The following is a 21,331-nucleotide window of genomic DNA, read 5'->3' on the forward strand; positions in this document are numbered from 1 at the left end:
CCATGAAGACCATCGCACCGACCCGCGGCGGCACCGTGGCCTCCGCCCGCCTCGGCGGGCCGATTGGCCGGGGTTTTGCCCTGGCGCAGATGACCGCCTGCCAGAACCGGGCCGTCGAGCTTGAAAGGGTGACCGATGTTTGAGAAGGCCGACGATTATCCCGTCGATCCGATCATGATCGGCGCAGACCTCTTTGCGCAGGACCCCCGCCGGGACAAGCTGAACCTGACCGTCGGGATCTACCAGGATGAACACGGGCGCACGCCGGTGCTCGAGGCCGTGAAACTGGCCGAACAGCGACTGATCGAAACCCAGGCCAGCAAGTCCTACCTCGCCCTGACCGGAGATGCGGACTATTGCCGCCTGTTGGGCCATGAAATCCTTGGGGATGCCTACAATGCGGGCTGGGTGGCCGCGCAGACGTCGGGCGGCGCGGTCGCGCTGCGTGTCATGGCCGATCTTCTGGCGCAGCTGCCCGAGCCGCCGACGGTCTGGCTGCAAGCCCCGACCTACGGAAACTACGTTCCGATCCTGACGGCTGCCGGCGCGCGCCATAAAGCGCTGCCCTACTACGAAACGCTGCGCAGCGAACTCACCTTCGAGCAGATGATGGACGGCTTGCAGGCCGCCCGTCCCGGCGATGTCTTCCTGATGCAGGGCGTGTGCCACAACCCGACAGGCGCGGACATGAGCCAGGACCAGTTCGCGGCGCTTCTCGACAGGCTTGAAGCGCTTGGGGTCGTGCCCTGGATCGACCTCGCCTACCTCGGCTTCGCGCAGGACTTCGAGGCCGATTGCCTGATGGCCCGCCGCATCGCGGAGCGCTTTGACGAATGCATTGTCTGCATCACCCTGTCGAAGTCCTTCGGCATCTACCGCGACCGCGCCGGCGCGCTTTTCATCAAGACCCGCGCCAGCGACCAGGAGCGCATCACCCGCGCCGTCACGGCCATCGTCCGCTCGGGGGCATCGCATGCCCCGGACCATGGCCCGTCGGTGGTGCGGACAATCCTGCAGGATGCGGAGCTGAAGGCGCTCTGGCTGCGCGAACTCGAGCAGATGCGCCAGCGCGTCGCGCGCATGCGCGAGCGGATCGTGGTGACAGAGCAAGAGATGTTCGGCACCGACCGGCTTGCCTATCTTGGGCGGCAGGTGGGGATGTTCTCGCTTCTGCCGCTGAGTGTCGCGCAGGAAGCCGCGCTGACCAGGGATCATGGCATCCATGTCGTGCAGGGGGGCCGCATAAACGTCGCACGCCTCGGGGACGAAGATGTCCGGTGGCTGGTGGAGGCCGTCTGCCGGATCTTGTCAGACCCGTCCGGCTGACCCCCGCGACTGCCTGTCTGCAGCGCACCCCAGGTCGGCGATGGAAGGCTCTTGGCGAGGCCCGCCAAGGGCCGGGGCGCTGACGACAGGGGCCAGAGCAGGCAGACGCCTTGCCGCCCCGCGCCTAGCGCCTGCCCTGGGGCGCTGGCGCTGCCTTGTTGCCATCGAAAAGTGACCGCCTGATCGTGACGTGAACGCCAAAGTTGCCGTCTGCCACCTGCGTGACGCTGAAGTCCGCCGCGATGGACAGCAGGGCGTGGGCGTCGTCCTCGGTCAGGCCATAAACGTCCATCAGGAAGCGGCGCCCCTGCCGGAATGCGTTGCGCAATGCGTTGTCGACCGAAGAGCGCGTATAGACGTCGGTCTGCGCGCGGCGCCCGAGGTCACGCAGGTGGTTTTCAAAACTGAAGCTCTGGATCACCCATTCCTCGGGCGTCTCGATGATCGGCGCGGTGAGACCGCGTATCTGGGGCACCAGGTCTGTTCCCGCCTTGTGCAGCCTCAGGCGGACCGTTCCCGTCAGGGACATTTCCAGGCCGGTTCCGTTGATCTCGCCATCGCCCTGGCTGAAATGGCCATCCCCGATGGAGAGCAGGGCGCCCTCGACCGCCACGGGCAGGTAGATCCGGGCCCCCGGCCCGGCGCGCCAGTTGTCCACGTTGCCGCCGAAATACCCCGGCGGAATGGAATCCACGATATCGGCCTCGCGCGGCGCAACGCCGACGAAGCCGAAGTGGGGGCGGGCCGGCACCGTGATACCCTCGAGCGTCGCGCGGTGCTGCAACGAGCTCTGGTCGACGGGGATGCCGGGGTAGTCCATGATCGGGTGCTCGACGCCGAACGGGTCTGTCTGGGGCGTCCACTCGTATTGATAGAGCGCGCGGGCCTCGTCCGGGCGGGCCAGGTCGACCTCGAAGATCGTCACCGTTTCGTGCCGGGCCGTTCCCTGCAGGGGATCATTGTACTGATATCCCCACCAGGCCGAGGCATTGGAGCCGAAGGCCTTGCCCTTGTAGAGCGGGTTTGCCGAGGGACGCGGCGCGATCTCCAGTATCTCAACCTCCAGCACGTCGCCTGGCTGGGCACCTGTCACATGGATCGGCCCGGTGCAGATATGAACGCCGAAGCCCTCGCCCGCACCGCGCCCGAAGACCGAGGCGTCCATCGGCCCGGCCCCGCGCCGGTCCACCCCCTTGCCGTCACGCGTCCAGCGAAAGATGCTTTCCGCACCGGGGTCGCCTTCGATGAAACGGGCATAATCGTCGCCGCCATGCTGCGTCAGCGTCTCGACCCGGACGACCGAGCCGGAGGGAACGTAGAGAACCGGCAGTATGGAGCGGCTGATGTGCCCCCAATGCACCGTGTCGGCGCGGGCCGGCAGTATGAAATCAGCCGAGATGCCGTCGCCGGGTGTCGGTTCGGGAAGGCCCGCCGCGGGATCGGCAGGTTTCGGGCCCGGCGGTCGCGCCCGGACGCCCGCAGCCAGATCCGCCGCAACGCCCGGACTGCCTCGGAAGGCATAGGGCAGCGGCGCATGGCGGTTGTCCTCTCGCATTTCACTGGGCGAGATGCCGAAGGCCTCCCGGAACGAACGGCTGAAATGCGAGGCGCTGGCGAAGCCCCAACGATGCGCGATCTGGGAAATCCCCACGGAATCCTGGCTCATGTCGAGCAGATCGGCCCGGCTGCGCGCCAGGCGCTTCTGGCGCACGTAGCGCGAGAAACTGTCGCCGCGCAGCTCGAAAAGGCGCTGGACGTATCGCGGCGAAAGCCCTGCCAGCGCGGCAACATCGCTCAGGGACAGGTCCGGCATCATCAGTCGCGTGTCGATCGAGGCGGCGACGCGCTGGAAGTGCGCCACCTGGACCGAGGTCATCGCCGCATCGTCAAACTCCGCCTCGCGTGCGATGGCGCTGCAAACCACATCGAGCAGTGCGCCCTCTCCCGCGGCCAGGTCCTGCGGGGTCAGCGTGTCGAACTGCGCGCCGAGGACGGTCAGCATCGACCGCGCCATGTCGGAGGGGATCGAACTGCCAAGCACCAGCGGCCGGTTCGGCCTTTGTCGGCCCAGTCGGGCGGAGACGGCATCATGAGGGATTTCAAGCAGGATCGCCTTGGCGTCTCCTGACCATTGCAGACGCCAGTCGCTGCCCTGGTCGAGCACGGCAATGTCATTCTGGGCGAAATACTGCAGGTGGCCGTCCATCGACACCTCGCCCCGGCTGCGCAGCGTCAGCACCACCAGCAGCGGCGAGGGCCGTGCGCGGGACAGGGCAGGAGAGATCTCCTGCGGTGGCGCCACGAGGCGCCCCAGGCGCACTCCGCTGGCAAGCGGCAGCACGCTCAGCGTGCCGTTGAGCATTGTCTGTGCGTCGGACTGGCCGGTCAGCCCGAGGTCGGCAAGCGCCGCGCTCCAGCTGTCCGCGCGCGATGCCTCTGGCAACGTGGAAAGATTCAGATGAGCCGGTCCTTGCGTCATGTCCATCCCCAGACAAGCTTAGCCTGCGACGGGAGGCCTCCCGCCGCGAATTCGGGTCTTCGCCGTGACTTTCCGCCATTGTGCCGGATTCTTGTGCGCCTGTGTCGGCGAGCGCTTTGCAGCATGTGCACAAACTATTGCCCGCATGCGCAGTCGCCGGCGGAGCGGAGGGATCACCCGCCTCGACCCCATCCCTCAACCCTCTCATTCCAAAGGATTTCTCGTCCTTTGGAAAGCCGATCTGGGCGCAACGCCCTCCTGGCGCGGCAAAGCTTGCCCCAATGCAGCCGCTGAACCCAACTGGGTGCGCCGGCACCAGAAACAAATCAACAGGAGAGACGATCATGTGTCTTGGAGACGACGTGAATTGCCCCGATTTCGAGGCGCATTTCCAGAAGTTCAAGGAAGAGATCAATCCGGGTCGACGCGGTTTTCTTGGCGCCGGCCTGATGGGCGCAGGCGGGATCGCGGCCTTCGGTGCCACGGGCGGGCTGTCGCTGGTGACCCCGGCGCTGGCAGAGACAAGTGCCAGGAACGGCCCCTCCACGCCGTCCTATCACTACCTTCCCGCCAATTCGGAGACCGTCCATTGGGGCTATTTCAGCAAGACGCTGAAGCCGCAGGTTGAGGTCGACAGCGGTGACATCGTGACCATCGAGACGTTGACGCACCACGCGGGCGACGACATGGAGCGCATGGTTCAGGGCGACGAGGGCGCAGAGAGTGTCTATCTCTGGACCAAGGACAAGAAGGGCGTCGACCGCCGTGGCGCGGGGTCGACCGACCCTTCCGTCTACAAGATCGGTTCCGGCGACGGGAAGGGCGTGCATATCCTGACCGGCCCTGTCTATGTGCGCGGCGCCGAGCCCGGCGACGTTCTGGAGGTCCGCATCCTCGACTGTGCCCCGCGGCCCTGCGCCAACCCGGAATTCACCGGCCGGAGCTTCGGCTCCAACGCGGCGGCGGCCTGGGGCTACCACTACAATGACATGCTCAATAACGCGAAGCGCGAGGTCATCACGATCTACGAGGTCGATGCGACGGGCCACAAGAGCTGGGCAGAGGCTGTCTACAACTTCAAGTGGGTGCCGCAGACCGACCCGTTCGGCGTGACCCACAAGACCATCGACTATCCGGGTGTGCCGGTCGACCACTCCCTGACCTCCCGGAACTTCGACGTGCTGAAGGGGATCCGCATCCCGATCCGGCCCCACTTCGGCACGCTCGGCGTGGCGCCGGCCGAGGCCGATTTCGTCGACTCCGTCCCCCCAAGCTATACAGGCGGCAACGTGGACAACTGGCGGATCGGCAAGGGTGCGACCATGTACTACCCGGTGTCCGTGGACGGCGCGCTGCTCTCGGTCGGCGACCCCCATGCGTCGCAGGGCGACAGCGAACTTTGCGGCACGGCCATCGAATGTTCGCTCACCGGCACCTTCCAGCTGATCCTGCACAAGAAGGCAGACCTTGGCGGCACGCCGCTGGAGGAGATGGATCACCCGATGCTCGAGACCCAGACAGAATGGCTGGTGCACGGCTTCTCGGTGCCGAACTACCTGGACGACCTCGGCCCGACCGCCCAGTCGGACATCTACGGCAAATCCTCCATCGACGGCGCGATGCGGGACGCCTTCCGGAAGATGCGCAAGTTCCTGATGACCACCAAGGGCCTGACCGAGGACGAGGCGCATTCGCTGATGTCGGTTGGTGTCGACTTCGGGATCACCCAGGTCGTCGACGGGAACTGGGGCGTCCATGCGATCGTGAAGAAGGACCTCTTCTCCGGCCGCGCCTAGATCGGCATGGCGAGCCCCCCGCGCGGAGCATCCGTTCCGCGCGGGGACAGGCGCCCCTTCAGAGGGCGCCCGACATGGCCCAGGAAGCAGACATCACCGATGCAAGTCTGCCGCCAGTTTTCAGGACAAAGGCACGGCAACACCGGTGCCCCTGCCCTTGCAAATGCACTGAACGGCAAACAGGTTCATGCAAACCGGAAGCGGCCATCAGCTTTACACTGAAGCGAAACCATTGATCTATTGGAGAATAATGGTGCCCGGGGGCGGAATCGAACCACCGACACGAGGATTTTCAATCCACTGCTCTACCCCTGAGCTACCCGGGCACGGGAACGGCATCTGCCGTTGGGTGGAGGCGTTCTAGGCGACAGGCGCGGGAGTGTCCAGAGGGTTTTTCACAAAAAGATCGGCGTCGTGGCGGCAGCTTGGGACGGCCTGAAAATCTTCCCGCAAATGCCCGGAAAGGCTCAGGAAAGACGGTCCGGGCGGCCGGGGCGTTCCAGCGCCTCGGCGGCGGCATCCAGGGCGGTTTCGATGTCATCCGGATCGGTCGAGGGTACCGCGTAGGTGCCGCTCAGCCAGCGGGCCAGGTCAACGTCGGCGCAGCGGGCGGAACAGAAGGGACGGATCTCGGGATCGGACTTGCGGTTGCAGATCGGACAGCTCATCCAAGCAATTTGCCAAGAAGCGGGCCCAAAGGCAAACGGGCGCGTTTGCGTTGCAGCTCGTAGTTGCCGAGCGGTGTCCAGCCGGCCAGGACGGTCTCGGTGGAGTCGCTGCGGAAGCCGGCGCGCAGGGCGCTTTCAAACTGGCGGCGGTCCTTCTTGCCCATGGGCGCGAGGTCCAGGAAGATCTGGCCTCCGAGGCCGCGCAAGCGCAGCTGACGGGGCAGCTCCTTCGCCGTGGCGAGGTTGGCGCGCAGGCCCGCGGCGGGGCTGCCGTCGGCACCGGTATTCACGTCGACCGCGACACAGGCGCGGGTGGCCTCGATGAAGAGACTGGCACCGCCGGGCAAAGCCGCCTCGGGGCCAGAGAGCGCCTCCAGGTCACCGTCCAGGCCCATCTCGGCGAAGCGGCCTTCGCCCTCGAGCACCGGGGCCTCGGGCCAGTCGCGCCAGGCCAGCTCATGGGGGCCGGGACCGTCCAGCAGCTTCTCGGGACCGCTGCCCGCATCGGCCAGGACCTGGGAGGCGAGCTCGGCGGTGGCGGCGATATCCTCGGCGATGGCCTCGGGGTCGGCACCTTCGCAGGCGGAGCGGAGGATGACACCGGCGGGATCTTCGCCCTGCATCAGGGGGTGGTCGTCCAGCACGTCATGGGCCACTTCCAGCGCCGCCTCACGGGCGTCATCGTCGCGGATCGCGCGCGAGGCGTTGAGGCCGGGCGCGCCGGGGGTGACGATGCAATAGCGGCTCTTGAACAGCACCTTGGCAGTCAGCGGCAGGGCCTTGCCGGGCTCGGGGTAGCCGGTGACCTGCACCAGCAGCGACTGGCCGGGGGCCAGCCCGCGCACCTGGCGCAGGAAGCCCATGCCCTCGGGTGTCTTCACGAAGACACCCCCCTGCCCCTTCACCGGGCGATCGACCACGGCGCGGTAGATGGTGCCGGGGCGCACGGCCTCGGGGTCATCCAGCAGCAGGTCCGAGGGACGGCCGTCTTCCAGCAGAAGTGCCGCCTCGACCGGCGCGCCGCCGGTGGGATCGGTGAGTTGGTCGAGAACGATCTGCAGACCCTTCATGCGTCCCTCCAGAGCGGCCATCCTGCCGCGCTCAGCAGATGCGCCGTCTCGGCCACGGGCAGGCCCATGACGGCGGAAAAGGACCCTGAGATCCATGGAATGAAAGCGCCCGCGGGCCCCTGGATGGCATAGCCACCCGCCTTGCCCTGCCAGTCGCCGGTCGCCAGGTAGCCGTTCACCTCGTCATCCGAGAGGCGCTTCATCTGCACGGCGGTGACCACGTCACGCTCCCAGATGCGGCCCTGGGCCTTGACGGCGATGGCGGTGATCACGCGGTGGCGACGCCCCGACAGCGCATAGAGAAATTCAGCCGCCTCTCCCGCATCCGCGGGCTTGCCGAGGATACGGCGGCCCAGGGCGACGGTGGTATCGGCGCAGAGCACGATCTCTCCATCGCCTGCCGTGACGGCAGCCGCCTTCTCGCGCGCCATGCGTTGGCAATAGGGTCGCGGCAGCTCGGCCTTCAGGGGCGTTTCATCAATGTCGGGGGGACGGATATCGTCAGGCGTCACCCCCAGCTGAGCCAGAAGCTCCAATCGCCGGGGGCTGCCAGATCCGAGGACGAGTTTCAAATCAGGCCCTCTTGAAGAAAGAGACACCGCGCGGGCGCGATGTCACTTGAAGCGGTAGTTGATCCGACCCTTGGTCAGATCATAGGGGGTCATTTCGACCTGCACCTTGTCGCCAGCCAGAACACGGATGCGGTTCTTGCGCATCTTGCCTGCCGTATGTGCGATGATCTCATGGCCGTTCTCGAGCTCGACCCGGAATGTCGCATTCGGCAGGAGTTCCTTCACGACGCCGGGGAATTCGAGAATGTCTTCCTTGGCCATGTGGTCTCCTGTAGTCAGTGGGGGACGCGACTGCGCGCGTCCGTGGCGCGTAAATGAGCGCTCTGCGTCAAATATTCAAGGAAATTCTCTAGCGCAGGTCGCAAGTTTCGAGAGAGCTGTCATCGGATTGCTCGTCCCAGTGCGCGAGGTTGCGCACCCGCCCCTTCTGACGCACATGGCGGATGGCCGCAAGATCAACCGCTGCGTAAGTCCAGCCCGGCTGGTTCATCTGACCCTCTGCCAGCACGCCCGTGGGCGGGAAGCCCTCGTCCGGCGGGCCGAAGATACCGCCCATGCCCCAGCTCACGTCCACCGCCTCGACAAGGGGGTATTCGCCCACGATCGAGGACATGACAGAGACGCATTGCCCCTCAAGCGCGCGGGCCATGGCGCCGATGCGGACACGCCAGTAGCCCTCGAGCGCATCGGTGGCCGAAGGCACCAGCAGCAGCTCGGCGTCGCGCTGCGCACGGGCCTGAAGGGGAAACTCGCTGTCGTAGCAGATGCTTATCGCCAGCTTGCCGATCTGGGTGTCGAAGACCTTCAGCGGCCCCGCGCCTTCCACGCCCCAGGGATCGCGCTCCCACAGGGTCATGACCTGCTTGTCCTGAAAGCCCATCTGGCCGTTCGGCGCATAGAGATGGGCGCGGTTGGTGATCCGTCCCGCCTCGATCACCGGACCCGAAGCACCGACGATATGCACCCCATGCGCCCGCGCCAGCTTCAGGTGCAGCGCGTTCACGTCGCCCCAGAGGTTCGAGATATAGCGGCTGGCGGCCTGCAGGTCGGCGCAGATCTCCTCTCCACCGATGGAGGCCAGCTCCATGGCGCCATACTCGGGGAAGACCAGCAGCGAGGCCCCCTGCCCGGCAGCTTCCGCCACCCAGGCCGAGAGCTTGGCCTCATAGGCGGTCCAGCTGGTGAAGACATCGAGCGGATAGGCGGCGGCGGCAACTTTCATAGGGTTTTCATCCAGAATTGCAGCTTGTGGGGGCTTTGGTCGCTGTCCCCGATATCGGTCCAGCGGAATTCGGCCTGAACGCCCGGCAGCGGGGCATAGCCGCGCTTGCGCCAGAAGGGATCGAGCGGGCTGTACCCTTTGGGCCTGGCCGGGTGATCCTGGGGGCGGATGACGCTGCAGAAGGCCGAATATCGGCGGCCAAGCGCCTTGGCATGGGCTTCGCGGGCGTCGAAGAAGGCATTGCCGATGCCCTGGCCGCGATAGGCGGGCAGCAGGACCGACTCGGCGCAGTAGAAGATCTGCTCCAGCGGCTCGGGGCGTTCGGCGAAGGGGGCGGCGAAGTCCTCCGCATGCGCCTCCATGGCCATGCCGGTGGCGACGCCGACGATCTCGTCGCCGTCCTTTGCCGCCACGACGATGGCAGAGGGCGCCAGGTAATCGTCCAGGTACTGCCGTTCGTAGGAGATGTCGCCGTCGTAGAGATAGGGCCAGTCGCGGAAGACCGCGATTCGCAGCCGGGCCACGTCATCCAGCGCCGCCTCCAGCGCGCCGCCCGTCAGCACCTCGATCTTCATTTCGAGACCTGCGCCACCCAATCCGCGAGATTGTAGTAGGTCGTGACGCGGCAGATCAGCCCGTCTTCGTCGATGTCGAAGAAACTGCCTGCGGGCAGGCGATAGGTCTGACCCCTGGCCTCGGGCAGGCCCTCGTCCGTCGCAAGGTAGCTGCCATTCACCACGAATTCCGCCGCCGCCCGGCGTCCGTCGGGCGAGACGAAGATCACCATGTCCGTCAGCAGCTCCTTGTAGCAGCGGGTCATGTGATCGTTGAACTCGGCAAACAGCGCCTTGCCGGTGCGGATCTTGCCCTCGTTGACATGGTGGGCGACGTCCTCGCTCAGGCAGTCGAGCATGGCATCGGTGTCGCCCGCGTTGAAGGCGTCGAAGTAGCGCTGGATAATCTGGGTCATGCGGCCTCGGAAGGGGGACCGAAACGGTCTTTGAGTTTGGAGATGATCTGGTCGCGGCTCTGCCGATAGGCGTTCAGCTTCTGCTCGCGGTTCTCGCCGATCCCGGTGGGGTCCATGATCGGCCAGTATTCCACGGTCAGGTGGAAATAGCGGGTCAGCTCCAGCGCCGAGCGCTGGCTGGCGGGCGACAGTGCTACCACCAGGTCGAACGAGGAAAGGTCATCGCCCCATTGCTGCATTTCCTCGAAGGAACGCGAGCGGTGGCGGGACAGCTCGACCCCCAGTTCCTTGCAGACGGCGATGGCGAAACCGTCGATCTCGAGGTCATTCCGGACCCCGACGGATTGCACGTAGGTGTCGGTGCCGTAGAGCTTCTTCATGATCCCTTCGGCCATGGGGGAACGCACCGCGTTGTGGTCGCAGCAGAACAAAACCGATTGCGGACGTTCCGCTGGCAAGACCTCTTTACCCTCCGAAGTGCAACACGCAGATGAGCGTGAACAGCCGCCGCGCCGTGTCATGGTCGACGATGGCTTTGCCTTCGAGTCGTTCCACCAATACACGCGCGCCCTCATCATGGATGCCACGGCGCGCCATGTCGATGGTCTCGATCTGCGCCGGGGGCAGATTCTTCACCGCATCGAAATAGCTTTTGCAGATGGCGAAGTAATCCTTCACCACCTGGCGGAACGGTCCCAGCGACAGCAGGAATTGCGCGGCCGGACCGCCGTTTTCGGTCTGCACGTCGAAAACCAGCCGCTTGTCGCGGATCGACAGCCCCAGGCGATAGGGTCCCTCGGGCACGAGCCGGTCATCCCGCTTGGGAAGCGAGAAGGAATTCTCTTCCATGAGGTCGAAGATGGCGACCCGCCGTTCCTGCTCGATCTCCGGTGTCGGAGGCGGCAGATTTCGGTCGTCCAGCTCGATATGCGCTATTCGGGACATGATCATCGTTTCCCTCGTTCTCCGGACGAGCTCCCCTCGGGTAAAGGATATGCTGCATCGCAGAAAAGCGCTACAAATACTTTACAAACGATTAATCTAACGAAGCGTCAGCATGGCGCAAGCGGCCAGAGCGCATCAGCCCTCGTTGAGCTTGTCCAGACGGGCGCGGACGGAAAGTCCGTGCGCCTCAAGGCTTTCCGAGATAGCCAGCCGCTCTGCCGCCGGGCCGATGGCCTTCAGGGCCGCAGGGGTCATCTGCGCGAGCGTTGTGCGTTTGAGGAAATCCATGACCGAAAGGCCCGAGGAGAATCGGGCCGAGCGCGCCGTCGGCAGCACGTGGTTCGGGCCGCCGACATAGTCGCCGATGGCCTCGGGGGTCCAGCCGCCAAGGAAGATCGCGCCCGCGTGCTGGCACTTCTGCGACAGCTCCAGCGGCGCGGCGGTGCAGATCTCGAGGTGCTCGGGCGCGATGCGGTTGGACAGGGCCGCGGCCTCGTCCAGGTCGGAGACGGTGATCACCGCCCCGTTCTCGCGCCAGCTGGCACCGGCAATCTCGCGCCGTTCCAGCGTTTCCAGCCGCTTCTCGACAGCCGCGGCGACCGCCTTGGCCAGCGCGGGGCTATCGGTGATCAGGATCGACTGGGCGCTTTCGTCGTGCTCGGCCTGGCTGAGCAGATCAAGCGCCAGCCAGTCGGGATCGTTGTCGGCATCGGCGATGACGAGGATCTCGGACGGCCCGGCGATCATGTCGATGCCCACCTTGCCGAAGACCCGGCGCTTGGCGGCCGCCACATAGGCATTGCCCGGCCCGGTGATCTTGTCGACCGGGGCCACGCTCTCGGTGCCATAGGCCAGGGCGGCAATCGCCTGGGCGCCGCCGATGCGATAGATCTCATCCACGCCGGCCAGCCGCGCGGCCATCAGCACCAGCGGGTTCACCTTGCCATCGGGCGTCGGCACCGCGATGGCCAGACGCTCGACCCCGGCCACCTTGGCGGGGATGGCGTTCATCAGCACCGACGAGGGATAGGAGGCCAGCCCGCCCGGCACATAAAGGCCCGCCGCCGACACGGCCGTCCAGCGCCAGCCGAGAGAGGCGCCGTCGGGATCGGTCCAGAAGGCATCTTCCGGCATCTGGCGGACATGGTAGGCGCGGATGCGCTGCGCGGCGGTCTCCAGGGCCTGTTTCTCGGCCGGGGGCACGTTGGCGCAATGTGCGTCGACTTCCTCGCGGGTGAAGGCGAGGCTCTCGGGCGTCAGCTCCAGGCGGTCGAATTTCGCCGTCAGCTCGATGAGGGCGGCGTCACCGCGGGCGCGGACATCGGCGATGATCCCGGCCACCGCGTCGTCCACATCCGGCGAATCCTCACGCTTGGCACCGAGCAGGGCGGTGAAGCGGGTTTCAAAATCGGCGTCGCTGGTGGACAGGAAATGCGGCATCAGGGTCCCTCCGGGGTTCGGCACTCTGTAGACCGAAGCCAAAGGCGGGTTCAAGCGGGCATGCCGCCGCTGCCCTCCGGGATCACCGGGCCCCGCGCGCGGGGGATCACGGCCCCCTGCCTGCACTGGCCGCTGCCAGCTTCATTCCCCGTGGTCGGGCACCTTGCCAGAGAGCGCCTGGTAGGGACGGGTGACATCCTTCAACACCGCTTCCAGCGCCTCGACCTTCAGCCGGATCGCGCCGTCGCCGGCGAGGGTGATCAGAAGCTGCCCCGAGGGCGGCTCCTGGTCGGGGATGAACTCGAGCGAAAGCACCGACAGGATCATGTCGGGATCGGCGCGGCTGACGCCCTGGCTGGCCACGGCCTGCACGTTCTCGAAGACCAGCAGCGCCCGCACGCGCTCGGCGCCGTGGCGATCGCGCGCCCCGTCTTCCCAGCGGAACCGGTTCAGCAGCATGGCAAAGCGCTTCTCATCGCGCATGAAGCGCATCTCGGTCACCGGCAGTACCGCGTCCTGGACCAGGGCAGAGAGGACCTGCAGGTCCTCTCCGGTCAGGGCACCCAGGTTCAGCGGCGCTTCACCGCCATCCTCAAAACGTGCGTCTTCGGTCATTCCGTGATCCGTTCGATCTTGGCCCCGCAGGCCGACAGCTTGTCTTCGACGCTCTCGTAGCCGCGATCCAGGTGGTAGACCCGGCTGACCACGGTTTCGCCCTCGGCGGCAAGACCGGCCAGGATCAGCGAAACCGACGCCCGCAGGTCGGTGGCCATCACCCGCGCGCCCTTCAGCCGCTCGACGCCATGCACCTTGGCCTGGCCACCATGCACCTCGATATTCGCCCCCATGCGGGTGAGCTCGGGCGCATGCATGAAGCGGTTCTCGAAGATGGTTTCTTCCAGCACCGAGGTCCCTTCGGCGGTGCAGAGCAGCGCCATCATCTGCGCCTGCAGGTCGGTCGGGAAGCCGGGAAAGACCTCTGTCTTCACGTCCACCGCCTTGATGCGGTCGCCGCGGCGCTTGACCTTCACGCCCTTCTCGGTGGCCTCGACCGAGATCCCGGCCTCGTCCAGCTTCTCGACGAAGGCGCCCAGAAGCTCCAGCGAGCCGCCGACGCATTCGACTTCGCCACCGGCGATGGCCGGAGCCAGCATGTAGGTGCCCAGCTCGATGCGGTCGGCGACCACCTGGTGGGTGGCACCATGCAGCGCGTCGACGCCCTGGATCTCGATCCGAGAGGTGCCCTCGCCTTCGATCTGGGCGCCCATGGCGCGCAGGCATTTCACCAGGTCGACGATCTCGGGCTCGCGGGCGGCATTGGTCAGCACCGTGGTGCCCTTGGCCAGCGTCGCCGCCATGACGATGTTCTCGGTGGCACCCACGGAGGCGAAGCGCAGCTCGAACTGCGCGCCCTTGAGCCGGCCGCCCGCGGTCTTGGCGTGCAGGTAGCCGTCGCGCAACTCGATCTCGGCGCCAAGCGCCTCGAGCCCCTCGATATGCAGATCCATCGGACGCGCGCCAATGGCGCAGCCGCCGGGCAGCGAGACCTGCGCCTGACCCGTCCGCGCCAGCAGCGGGCCCAGCACCAGGTTGGAGGCGCGCATCTTGCGCACGATATCGTAGTCGGCCCAGCTGGAGGTCAGGTCATGGCTGGACAGCGCCAGCACCTTGCCGTCCTGCATGCGAGAGACCTCACCGCCCAGGCTTTGCAGCAGCGCCGACATCGTCTTGATGTCGGAAAGGCGCGGCGCATTGGTCAGCGTCAGCGGTTCTTCCGACAGAAGTGTCGCCGGCATCAGTGCCAGGCAGGCGTTCTTGGCGCCCGCGATGGGAATGCTGCCGCTCAGCGGGCCATTGCCCTTCACTAGGATCGAATCCATGCCTCTAGTCCTTTTCCTGCTCGTCCGCCCCTTCGGGGCTTTGATTGTCTGTCGAGGCCGCCCGCGCGCGTGCCTGCGCTTTCCGTCGGGCGAGATTCGCCTTCAGGGCCGATTTCAGCCTTTCATCGCGCGTCTGCGCATCTTTTCCAACGTCCGGTTTCCTTGCCATAGGCCTTCTGTAAAGCAGCCGGAAAAAAGCGTCCAGATTGTGCTTGCACCCCCGGCGGTTTGCGTCTAATCACCCGCCCACGGTCGCCGGGAACGGCAGCCGGGCCCCGGCGCCGGGGCGGTGAGATCACCGCGAAGGCGCATCGGAATGCCGCAGTAGCTCAGTGGTAGAGCGCACCCTTGGTAAGGGTGAGGTCGGGAGTTCAATCCTCCCCTGCGGCACCATCTCTTCTTTTTGGTTGTTGAAACCAGCTAACACCTTGAACGGAAAGGTGGTTTCTGTAGTTCGATAACCGTTTTCCCGGCTATAACGAAGTGGCTCGGAAAATGCCAATCTCAGCACAGTGCGTTTCACGGCAAGAGAACCATTTTCGTATATTTCCCAAGGCCTTGACAGGAACACAAGCGAGAGTTCGATAAACTCTTCCAACCTCCCCTTGGCCGGGATGTGGTTTTCGATCCTTTCAGCAAGCACAATCTTGTCGCGTTCCAGCCGCTCGATCCGTTTTTCATAGGCAGTGATCACAGACGGGTTTGTCGCTTCTACAATCCGATCCAGCACACCTTCGATCTGAGTCTCGACCTCTTTGAGCTGTTTAACCATTGCCTGCTTGGCGACGTGCGCTTCCGCCAAATGCATATCCCAAGCGTCGATGAACATCTGCTTTGCGAGCGCGAAGAAGCGCTTGGACGGTTGCATGTTTTTCAAAATGTCTGAGAAGCCGTCTTCGATCCGTGCACGCGGGACCGATTTGCGCTTTGACTCGCACCCCCTCGTGTCACACAGGTAATAGGCGTAACGTTTGCGGCAGCCTTTGCTCCAGGCAGCCGTCATTGGCTTGCCGCAGTCATCACAACAGACGAAGCCACGCAGCGGAAAATCGACACTGATGTCCTTTCGCGCCGCTGGGCGCGCTCCGGCGTCGAGGTTCTTCTGGATGCGGGTGAAGGTGTCGAAGCTGATGAGTGGCTCATGATGCCCCTTGCGGAGGCTCACATTCCAGTTGGGCACTTCGATAAAGCCCGCATAGAGCGATTGTTTGAGCATCTTCGTGACCTTCCAGGCCCGTACCTCGCCATTGGGCAGGTCTTTGGGGAAATCCGGCTTGCTTTCGAGAAAACGCTTCACCTCCGCCTGGGAGCGGAAACGGCCTATCGCATAACTTTCAAGCGCCTCCCTGACGATGGAGGCTAAGGGTTCGTCGTAAACCATCAACTTGCCATGAACGCGGTCAGACGCGTAGCGGTATCCAATCGGCGCATGGAAAACCCAATAGCCTTTCTCGACGCGGGCTTTCATCTTCTGGATCACTTGGCGGCGATTTTGTTCGCGCTCAAGTTCGCCCTGGGCTGCAATGATCGTCTCGATGAACTTGCCTTCCGGCGTATCGTCATCAAGTTTGAAGTTCAGGCATTCAATCCGTGCGCCACGCGCCTGAAATTCCCGGCGCAGCTTGATGTGAAACTCGGTGTCGCGCGCAAATCGTTTGAGATCATCGAAAACCACGATGTATTTTTCGCCCGGCTGGGCATCGAGGAAGCTGAGCAGCGCCACCATGCCGGGGCGGTTCATGAAATCACCACCGCCGGATGCATCATCTGGAAACACTCCGACGACCTGGTAGCCCTTTGAATCGGCATATTGACGACACCGATGCTCTTGGCTTTCGAGCCCGCCACCCTCCGTCTTTTGTCGCGTGGACGATACGCGGCAGTAGATCAGCGCCTTGGGCACAGTCTCACTTTGTATTTTAGCTTCTCCCATGAATCTTCCTTCCTCGCGTTGGGCCTAATCGACTTCCGGCGCGCTGTTGAATGTTTCTGCAATCTTTGATTTCTCTGAGTATACCCGTCCCAACTTGCCAAGTGGCCCTGGATCAGAATTTTCTTGATTCTGCCCACAGGCGAGTTGCGCTGGATGGATATCGAAGCCGAGTTTAACAAAACCGACCATGACTTCCCACATGTCTTGCAGGTAGGCTTCCTTTTGAGCCTGTGACATATCGGTTCCGTCCAGGAAGGATTGATAGCGCTCGACATCGACGGTGATTGTGGGCCGCGCCGCGCCATTGAATCTATTGCAGGTCCTGTCCTCACTCATCGCCTCTGCCTTTCCGGTTAGGGAGTTCCAATCCTCTCTCCAGGTATCTGGAAACGGTCGGCGCAGTGGGCGGTTTGGTGGCGGAACTTGACATAACTATGCGTGTATTTGGCTCCCCATTCATATACCCATGATAGCATTCCACTTTGGGATCATGCAAAAAGTACTGCCTCAACAAGGGCTTAGGATAGGACCTATTCTAAAGTATAACAGATACTTAGTCGGGGCGGGTAATGTATGTAAGTGCTGATGATTTTGCCAAAAATTCCTGTGTCATCCCGGCATACCTTGCTCAGCTCAAAAGGTCCGAAATTCATACCCATCTCAGGCCTAGCAAAATTTTCGTTTCTTTCTCAAACAAGTACAGGCACACTATTTTAGTCATGCCTACTGAATTCGATGAACAAGAAGATAATAACAACAAGCGAGTTTCGGAAAAAATCATCCTGACGGATGAAATACGAGAGCGGCTTCTTTCCTATAAGGAAAAATCGGGTAAAGGACCCGGTGCCTTGCTACGTGGTACGGCTAAGGATCGCCCAAAGGGGCTTACCAGCATCATGATTTCAACGTGGCTGAACGGTACGCGAAGCAGTGCGAAGAAACGCCATCTGGATTATGTGATCGCAAGGTGGGAGAAGGTCATCGAGTCCGGGCATGTCATGATCGACGTTTCCGATGAAATGCTTCAGGAATTGCGCCACCAAAATAAGCGAACCGGCGTTTCGCCGATAAAGCTCATGAGAATGACGGCGGATGTTCCGCCGGGCTTGACATCCAACCTGATCTTCACATGGCTTTCGGACTCAATAAATACGCAAAAGGCACACAAACACCACCTTGATTTTGTCTTGGCGGCATGGAGCAGCCTGCCTGACAGCAACTCTGAGAAATACGCAAGATCATCCGATGCCACCAAGATTGCAATAACGCCGGAAATCCAGCAGGAAATCCGCAGGCTTATCAGTGAGACGAATGTCACTGCTTCGCGCCTGTTGCACGAAGCTCCCGCTGTTCCAAAAGGGCTGACCGCCAGTGTAATCAATGATTGGCTTCGCGGTGACATAGAAATCGCGTATAAACGCCATCTCGAATACACTATAAATCGCTGGAAGCGGTGGAATAATACTTAACTATAAATGCATTTATTGATTGAAGATGTAAATATACAGCTTTTAATTTTCCATAATAACAATTTATTAACCATATAACACTATTATATTATGTAAATAACTAGTGTGTTGCAAAGCACAAGTTACTCCACAAAGGGGAAATAGTGTGAGTTTGGGATATAAAGAGTCATTTAATGAAAGCGCCGCGCTTTCACAGCCGCATGAAGCGGCGAAAAGGTTTGTGGAGGGGCAGCTTGATGCCGAGAACCGCCAAGACATGAATGGCGCTGACCCTGATGGCGGGTTAAACGGAAGAATGCGCACGGCTGCATCGAATGCACGCCTTGCCAACGGCAATACTGAAAGCGAAAAGAAGAAACGCGAACGGACCGCAGCATTGATGCGATCTGTCGCCGCCATTGAAGCGCAGTTGGCAAAACTGTATGAGCGCCGCGATCAGTTGATGAGCGAAATTGATCAGTTAGAGCAAGAGATCGAAAAACTGGATCAAGAACTTGATCATTTAGATGATGCGATTGCGAGATTGGAAAAGGGCGAAGAACTTGGGCTGGACGAAAACGGAGCACTAAAAGATAAGCAACTGGAGACTGCGCTACAGGAGTATGAGCGCAGAACAGGTAAAAAGGTTGATCGCTCTGACTCTGATGCGCTGTTACAGGCATTGCGAGATATTGAAGCCAATAAATCAAACGACAGAGACGCCAAGCAAGCTGAATTGGACGGGAAACGCGCTGATCTGGACGATGTCCGTAGAGAGATTGATGGTCTGGAGGCTCAGCTCGAAGCTGTGCAAGGCAATCAAAATCAACTGTCGGGTGCTGAAGAGCAATCGCACGCCTATGATTTAGGGGGCAATCAATGGGGCGCGCGACAGCATGAAGCAGAAATTGTTAATCAAATCGCTGAGCTTGGCGATACGGGCGCTGAATCTGCTGAGGTGAGCCAACGCTCAAACGAGTATCGGGACGAGGACGTTATTCCAGACCACATGGATATTGAAGAGTTTCAAAGCAAAAGAGAAAATCTGCAAAATTACCCAGATTCGTTAAGAGCAGACATGGAGCTGGCGCTTATACAACAGTATCCGGAAGTTGCTGAGTTTGTTGCCAAGATGGAGCCAGAAGTTGCTGAGTTAATTGAGTTGGCCAATGCGGAAGCTGAACCCCCTGCAACAGTTGCCGAAGCGAGCCCGAATGAAGAAGTGCCCACACAAACGGCATCCGCCGATGGTGGTTGGTCTATTTCCGGCGGCATGGGGTAAGCGCGCTGTTAATTTGCATCAGCGGTTAACGCTGCCAATGTCGGATGATCCTCATCATCGTGGTCAATAACGGCGGCTTGCGCGCGTTTATTGTCAAAATACTGTTGAATAGGAGCGGCAAATGGCATTCGATTCATCACTTGCTGATCGGTTGGCGGCCACTGCATTTTTGCCCCATCAACATAAAACTCGGCCAACCCGTCAGGGCCGCCCGGTACCGCGAAGGTTGGAATTCCATTATCCGTCATTACTGCCGCCGTTATTCCGGCATTGGAGATTCCTCGGCCAAAATGAATGACTACACTGTCACGTGACAGAATGCCCAATAGAACCTTATCGTCTACCGGACCTTTAAAGCCCGGCGTGGCGCATTGATATTCACCGACATCTTCGCAAATCAGCTGTTCTTGGGTTTGTGCCACGGGCTGTGTATCCTGCGCGTAGGCGGCAGGGGTAACCGTCATCATGGTTGCCAGTGCGGCGGCACCAAAGCCTATTTTCAATTTTTCTAAAGCCATTTTGAGCCTCATCATGTGTTTGTTGGAGCGCATTGCGCTTTGACGTGCCCATTTCTGAAACACGCCTTGCCCGGATTTCACGGGCCACACCACATCTGAGTACCTGTCTATTAATATCGATTTTTCGATATTCTTATTATTATTGATCAAACGAATAGCATTATTTGCAATATTTGTCAATAAATCGTGATTTAGGCTATTATTGCTTGACTTTATTTTGGAACAATATTGAGAATTCTGTTTCACGTCGCTTACACCCTTGAATTATCACCGCTTTCGATGGGTTGCGCCTCTGGCATACGTGCGCTCTTAATGTTGGAACGGTAGCAGAATCCACGACAAACACAAGTAAAAACCATAATTCTCAATTCTGTTCGCGTTGCTGAGTAACACTTTTGGAGGAATCATCCATGTCACAAACCTCATCGCCCTTTCAGGGCATGTCCCTTTATAGTCAGCTCGGTGAGCGTAAGTATCTCACCAGCAGCGAGCGCAAGAAGTTCCTCGCCGCGCTGTGCGTGATCAAAAACCCCGCTGAGCGAACCTTCTGTGAGATGATCCACTGGACCGGATGTCGGCCTAGTGAGGCGCTGGCACTGACCGCCATCAATATCGACCTTGATGAGAGCATGGTGATCATCCGCAGCCTTAAAAAGCGTGGTCGCCTCAAGGGTAAGCATTTCCGGCCTGTGCCTGTCCCATCGGAGTTTGCGCGAAGGCTCGACACGGTTCACGGGATAAGAGATGCGCAGGCATCTGCACGTGGCGGTGATGCATTGCCGCTCTGGCCATTTGGGCGCACGAAGGGCTGGCGTCTTGTGCGCTCGGTCATGGATGCGGCAGGGCTGAGCGGGGTCAAAAGCAATGCACGCGGGCTCCGTCATGCGCTTGGCGTTCATGCCGCTGTTATGCATGTGCCGGAAACCCGGCTGCAAACATGGCTGGGACATGCCAGCCTTGAGACGACTTCCATCTACGTAGCCGCCTCTGGCCCTGAAGATCGCGCCATAGCGGCCCGTATGTGGGGGGTGTAATGCCGAGAATTCCCATCACTAAAATCGACAGGATGATCGGCAGGCGCATCCGGCAAAGACGAACGGAGCTGGGCTTGACCCAGCCGGACCTTGCCGAGGTGCTGAATGTCAGTTGTGCGCAGGTGCAGAAATACGAAAACGGCTCCAACAAGATCGCAGCCTCAACCATGTCTCAGCTGGCCGGGCATTTAGAGGTCTCGGTGGGTTATTTTTTTGAAGACGGTACGTAGCGGAAATTTTCTTCGTTTGGGGGCGCTCAATTCTCCCTTGTTGGCCCTTTACGCTCATAGCTTTGGCCAAAGGCACGCTTTGCCGCCTGGGTGGGTGCGTCACGTTCACGGATGGCTTCGCGCAGGGCGTTCAACTGATCCGTTTCGTCTTTATAGATTGCATCAATTCGCGCGTCATGATCCCGATGCACGCGGGCATCGGCCATTTTGTCGAGTGCTGTCGTATCCGATACATGCGGCATACCGGGCGGTGACGGATGCTCAAGCCTGTAACCTGTCCTTTCTCGGAGGACGGCCTGACGCGCTTCATTCATGCGCTCATCGTATTCGCGGGCGAATGCCTGGTTTTCAGCTTGGATGCGCGCATGGGTTTCTTTCCGGATTTTGCCATACCGCTCAAAATCCTCCGCAGTACGCAAGCGCTTTGTCATGTCTTGATGGGTGGCGGCTCTGAATAGCTCGCGAACCGTTCTATCTTTCTCAAAAGACACGATTTTTCCTCAAAGTTTGCTTTCGGG

24 protein-coding genes, 2 tRNA genes and 1 pseudogene are annotated in these 21,331 nt (G+C 61.5%); 9 read left to right on the forward strand and 18 right to left on the reverse strand.

The window, feature by feature from the left end:
• Positions 1–2: 2 nt before the first annotated feature.
• Together CRO50_RS20255 and CRO50_RS18455 are read left to right on the forward strand one after the other, a co-directional pair.
• On the forward strand, positions 3–143 hold the full coding sequence (locus CRO50_RS20255) for a hypothetical protein (RefSeq protein WP_157791771.1): 141 nt from the start codon (positions 3–5) through the stop codon (positions 141–143).
• Positions 136–1,326 (forward strand): aromatic amino acid transaminase, encoded by a 1,191-nt coding sequence (locus tag CRO50_RS18455; RefSeq protein ID WP_097147423.1) that lies wholly within the window; start codon positions 136–138, stop codon positions 1,324–1,326. Before CRO50_RS20255 ends, CRO50_RS18455 begins: the two co-directional genes overlap by 8 nt.
• Positions 1,327–1,450: 124 nt before the next feature.
• On the opposite strand, the gene CRO50_RS18460 is transcribed toward CRO50_RS18455, so the two are convergent.
• Complete coding sequence (locus CRO50_RS18460; protein ID WP_097147484.1) at positions 1,451–3,805, reverse strand: acetamidase/formamidase family protein; 2,355 nt, start codon at positions 3,803–3,805, stop codon at positions 1,451–1,453.
• A 344-nt stretch (positions 3,806–4,149) separates the two neighbouring features.
• On the opposite strand from CRO50_RS18460, the gene CRO50_RS18465 reads away from it, so the two are divergent.
• The gene (locus CRO50_RS18465) at positions 4,150–5,601 is read left to right on the forward strand and encodes an acetamidase/formamidase family protein (RefSeq protein ID WP_097147424.1); all 1,452 of its coding nucleotides are present in this window, start codon (positions 4,150–4,152) and stop codon (positions 5,599–5,601) included.
• A gap of 251 nt (positions 5,602–5,852) precedes the next feature.
• On the opposite strand, the gene CRO50_RS18470 is transcribed toward CRO50_RS18465, so the two are convergent.
• From CRO50_RS18470 to murA, 13 genes are all read right to left on the reverse strand, one after another.
• Positions 5,853–5,927: transfer RNA gene (locus CRO50_RS18470), tRNA-Phe, on the reverse strand.
• Positions 5,928–6,068: 141 nt separating this feature from the next.
• Entirely contained in the window at positions 6,069–6,269 is a 201-nt protein-coding gene (locus CRO50_RS18475) for a DNA gyrase inhibitor YacG (protein ID WP_097147425.1), read from the reverse strand.
• Positions 6,266–7,339: a ribonuclease E/G gene (locus CRO50_RS18480; protein ID WP_097147426.1), complete on the reverse strand. Its 1,074-nt coding sequence runs from the start codon at positions 7,337–7,339 to the stop codon at positions 6,266–6,268. Before CRO50_RS18480 ends, CRO50_RS18475 begins: the two co-directional genes overlap by 4 nt.
• A complete protein-coding gene (locus CRO50_RS18485) occupies positions 7,336–7,911 on the reverse strand; it encodes a Maf family protein (RefSeq protein ID WP_097147427.1) in 576 nt (191 codons plus the stop codon). The genes CRO50_RS18480 and CRO50_RS18485 overlap by 4 nt, the downstream gene beginning before the upstream one ends.
• A gap of 42 nt (positions 7,912–7,953) precedes the next feature.
• Positions 7,954–8,172 carry a translation initiation factor IF-1 gene (infA, locus tag CRO50_RS18490; protein ID WP_010137880.1) on the reverse strand — a complete coding sequence of 73 codons (219 nt, stop codon included), beginning with the start codon at positions 8,170–8,172 and terminating at the stop codon, positions 7,954–7,956.
• 88 nt (positions 8,173–8,260) lie between these two features.
• Entirely contained in the window at positions 8,261–9,133 is an 873-nt protein-coding gene (locus CRO50_RS18495; RefSeq protein ID WP_097147428.1) for a carbon-nitrogen hydrolase family protein, read from the reverse strand.
• Positions 9,130–9,708, reverse strand: coding sequence for a GNAT family N-acetyltransferase (locus CRO50_RS18500; RefSeq protein ID WP_097147429.1), 579 nt, complete (start codon positions 9,706–9,708; stop codon positions 9,130–9,132). The genes CRO50_RS18495 and CRO50_RS18500 overlap by 4 nt, the downstream gene beginning before the upstream one ends.
• Complete coding sequence (locus CRO50_RS18505) at positions 9,705–10,103, reverse strand: ketosteroid isomerase-related protein (protein WP_097147430.1); 399 nt, start codon at positions 10,101–10,103, stop codon at positions 9,705–9,707. The genes CRO50_RS18500 and CRO50_RS18505 overlap by 4 nt, the downstream gene beginning before the upstream one ends.
• Entirely contained in the window at positions 10,100–10,561 is a 462-nt protein-coding gene (locus tag CRO50_RS18510; protein ID WP_269778119.1) for an arsenate-mycothiol transferase ArsC, read from the reverse strand. The genes CRO50_RS18505 and CRO50_RS18510 overlap by 4 nt, the downstream gene beginning before the upstream one ends.
• A 7-nt stretch (positions 10,562–10,568) precedes the next feature.
• Positions 10,569–11,048 carry a UPF0262 family protein gene (locus CRO50_RS18515; protein WP_097147485.1) on the reverse strand — a complete coding sequence of 160 codons (480 nt, stop codon included), beginning with the start codon at positions 11,046–11,048 and terminating at the stop codon, positions 10,569–10,571.
• A gap of 135 nt (positions 11,049–11,183) precedes the next feature.
• Positions 11,184–12,488, reverse strand: coding sequence for a histidinol dehydrogenase (gene hisD / locus CRO50_RS18520; RefSeq protein WP_097147432.1), 1,305 nt, complete (start codon positions 12,486–12,488; stop codon positions 11,184–11,186).
• Between the two features lie 141 nt (positions 12,489–12,629).
• Positions 12,630–13,103 carry a DUF2948 family protein gene (locus tag CRO50_RS18525; protein WP_097147433.1) on the reverse strand — a complete coding sequence of 158 codons (474 nt, stop codon included), beginning with the start codon at positions 13,101–13,103 and terminating at the stop codon, positions 12,630–12,632.
• Positions 13,100–14,368 (reverse strand): UDP-N-acetylglucosamine 1-carboxyvinyltransferase, encoded by a 1,269-nt coding sequence (murA, locus tag CRO50_RS18530; protein ID WP_097147434.1) that lies wholly within the window; start codon positions 14,366–14,368, stop codon positions 13,100–13,102. Before murA ends, CRO50_RS18525 begins: the two co-directional genes overlap by 4 nt.
• Before the next feature lie 318 nt (positions 14,369–14,686).
• Here murA and CRO50_RS18535 point away from each other — a divergent pair.
• Together CRO50_RS18535 and CRO50_RS20320 are read left to right on the forward strand one after the other, a co-directional pair.
• Positions 14,687–14,761, forward strand: a tRNA-Thr gene (locus CRO50_RS18535).
• Between the two features lie 223 nt (positions 14,762–14,984).
• Positions 14,985–15,254: a hypothetical protein gene (locus CRO50_RS20320; RefSeq protein WP_198431812.1), complete on the forward strand. Its 270-nt coding sequence runs from the start codon at positions 14,985–14,987 to the stop codon at positions 15,252–15,254.
• A 57-nt stretch (positions 15,255–15,311) separates the two neighbouring features.
• On the opposite strand, the pseudogene CRO50_RS18540 reads toward CRO50_RS20320, so the two are convergent.
• Both CRO50_RS18540 and CRO50_RS18545 read right to left on the reverse strand, forming a co-directional pair.
• Positions 15,312–16,301: pseudogene (locus CRO50_RS18540) on the reverse strand (recombinase family protein); the annotation flags it as partial.
• Between the two features lie 24 nt (positions 16,302–16,325).
• The gene (locus CRO50_RS18545) at positions 16,326–16,637 is read right to left on the reverse strand and encodes a hypothetical protein (protein ID WP_097147435.1); all 312 of its coding nucleotides are present in this window, start codon (positions 16,635–16,637) and stop codon (positions 16,326–16,328) included.
• Positions 16,638–16,870: 233 nt separating this feature from the next.
• On the opposite strand from CRO50_RS18545, the gene CRO50_RS18550 reads away from it, so the two are divergent.
• Both CRO50_RS18550 and CRO50_RS18555 read left to right on the forward strand, forming a co-directional pair.
• Positions 16,871–17,770: a hypothetical protein gene (locus CRO50_RS18550; protein ID WP_143516964.1), complete on the forward strand. Its 900-nt coding sequence runs from the start codon at positions 16,871–16,873 to the stop codon at positions 17,768–17,770.
• Positions 17,771–17,915: 145 nt separating this feature from the next.
• Positions 17,916–19,031 (forward strand): hypothetical protein, encoded by a 1,116-nt coding sequence (locus CRO50_RS18555; protein WP_143516965.1) that lies wholly within the window; start codon positions 17,916–17,918, stop codon positions 19,029–19,031.
• Between the two features lie 8 nt (positions 19,032–19,039).
• Here the strand turns inward: CRO50_RS18555 and CRO50_RS19995 are convergent, their stop codons facing one another.
• Positions 19,040–19,795, reverse strand: a complete 756-nt coding sequence (locus CRO50_RS19995) for a hypothetical protein (RefSeq protein WP_143516966.1) — start codon at positions 19,793–19,795, stop codon at positions 19,040–19,042.
• A 164-nt stretch (positions 19,796–19,959) separates the two neighbouring features.
• Here CRO50_RS19995 and CRO50_RS18560 point away from each other — a divergent pair, with 164 nt between their 5' ends.
• Together CRO50_RS18560 and CRO50_RS18565 are read left to right on the forward strand one after the other, a co-directional pair.
• Positions 19,960–20,583, forward strand: coding sequence for a tyrosine-type recombinase/integrase (locus CRO50_RS18560; RefSeq protein ID WP_198431813.1), 624 nt, complete (start codon positions 19,960–19,962; stop codon positions 20,581–20,583).
• A gap of 32 nt (positions 20,584–20,615) precedes the next feature.
• Positions 20,616–20,813: a helix-turn-helix domain-containing protein gene (locus CRO50_RS18565; RefSeq protein ID WP_269778120.1), complete on the forward strand. Its 198-nt coding sequence runs from the start codon at positions 20,616–20,618 to the stop codon at positions 20,811–20,813.
• Between the two features lie 26 nt (positions 20,814–20,839).
• Here CRO50_RS18565 and CRO50_RS20000 read toward each other — a convergent pair whose 3' ends face one another.
• The gene (locus CRO50_RS20000; RefSeq protein ID WP_143516967.1) at positions 20,840–21,304 is read right to left on the reverse strand and encodes a hypothetical protein; all 465 of its coding nucleotides are present in this window, start codon (positions 21,302–21,304) and stop codon (positions 20,840–20,842) included.
• Between the last annotated feature and the right edge of the window lie 27 nt (positions 21,305–21,331).

Origin of the sequence: Pseudooceanicola antarcticus (genome assembly GCF_900215355.1) — a bacterium.
GTDB lineage: Bacteria > Pseudomonadota > Alphaproteobacteria > Rhodobacterales > Rhodobacteraceae > Pseudooceanicola > Pseudooceanicola antarcticus.

What these genes read in the sequence shown, in the direction of transcription:
- CRO50_RS18550 (WP_143516964.1), top strand. Translation starts at nt 16,871, where the DNA reads ATGTATGTAAGTGCTGATGATTTTGCCAAAAATTCCTGTGTCATCCCG.
- CRO50_RS18475 (WP_097147425.1), bottom strand. Translation starts at nt 6,269, where the DNA reads ATGAGCTGTCCGATCTGCAACCGCAAGTCCGATCCCGAGATCCGTCCC.
- infA (WP_010137880.1), bottom strand. Translation starts at nt 8,172, where the DNA reads ATGGCCAAGGAAGACATTCTCGAATTCCCCGGCGTCGTGAAGGAACTC.
- murA (WP_097147434.1), bottom strand. Translation starts at nt 14,368, where the DNA reads ATGGATTCGATCCTAGTGAAGGGCAATGGCCCGCTGAGCGGCAGCATT.
- CRO50_RS20255 (WP_157791771.1), top strand. Translation starts at nt 3, where the DNA reads ATGAAGACCATCGCACCGACCCGCGGCGGCACCGTGGCCTCCGCCCGC.
- CRO50_RS18465 (WP_097147424.1), top strand. Translation starts at nt 4,150, where the DNA reads ATGTGTCTTGGAGACGACGTGAATTGCCCCGATTTCGAGGCGCATTTC.
- CRO50_RS18525 (WP_097147433.1), bottom strand. Translation starts at nt 13,103, where the DNA reads ATGACCGAAGACGCACGTTTTGAGGATGGCGGTGAAGCGCCGCTGAAC.
- CRO50_RS18545 (WP_097147435.1), bottom strand. Translation starts at nt 16,637, where the DNA reads ATGAGTGAGGACAGGACCTGCAATAGATTCAATGGCGCGGCGCGGCCC.
- CRO50_RS18565 (WP_269778120.1), top strand. Translation starts at nt 20,616, where the DNA reads ATGATCGGCAGGCGCATCCGGCAAAGACGAACGGAGCTGGGCTTGACC.
- CRO50_RS18455 (WP_097147423.1), top strand. Translation starts at nt 136, where the DNA reads ATGTTTGAGAAGGCCGACGATTATCCCGTCGATCCGATCATGATCGGC.
- CRO50_RS18505 (WP_097147430.1), bottom strand. Translation starts at nt 10,103, where the DNA reads ATGACCCAGATTATCCAGCGCTACTTCGACGCCTTCAACGCGGGCGAC.
- CRO50_RS18495 (WP_097147428.1), bottom strand. Translation starts at nt 9,133, where the DNA reads ATGAAAGTTGCCGCCGCCGCCTATCCGCTCGATGTCTTCACCAGCTGG.
- CRO50_RS18560 (WP_198431813.1), top strand. Translation starts at nt 19,960, where the DNA reads ATGTCACAAACCTCATCGCCCTTTCAGGGCATGTCCCTTTATAGTCAG.
- CRO50_RS18460 (WP_097147484.1), bottom strand. Translation starts at nt 3,805, where the DNA reads ATGACGCAAGGACCGGCTCATCTGAATCTTTCCACGTTGCCAGAGGCA.
- hisD (WP_097147432.1), bottom strand. Translation starts at nt 12,488, where the DNA reads ATGCCGCATTTCCTGTCCACCAGCGACGCCGATTTTGAAACCCGCTTC.
- CRO50_RS18515 (WP_097147485.1), bottom strand. Translation starts at nt 11,048, where the DNA reads ATGTCCCGAATAGCGCATATCGAGCTGGACGACCGAAATCTGCCGCCT.
- CRO50_RS18500 (WP_097147429.1), bottom strand. Translation starts at nt 9,708, where the DNA reads ATGAAGATCGAGGTGCTGACGGGCGGCGCGCTGGAGGCGGCGCTGGAT.
- CRO50_RS18480 (WP_097147426.1), bottom strand. Translation starts at nt 7,339, where the DNA reads ATGAAGGGTCTGCAGATCGTTCTCGACCAACTCACCGATCCCACCGGC.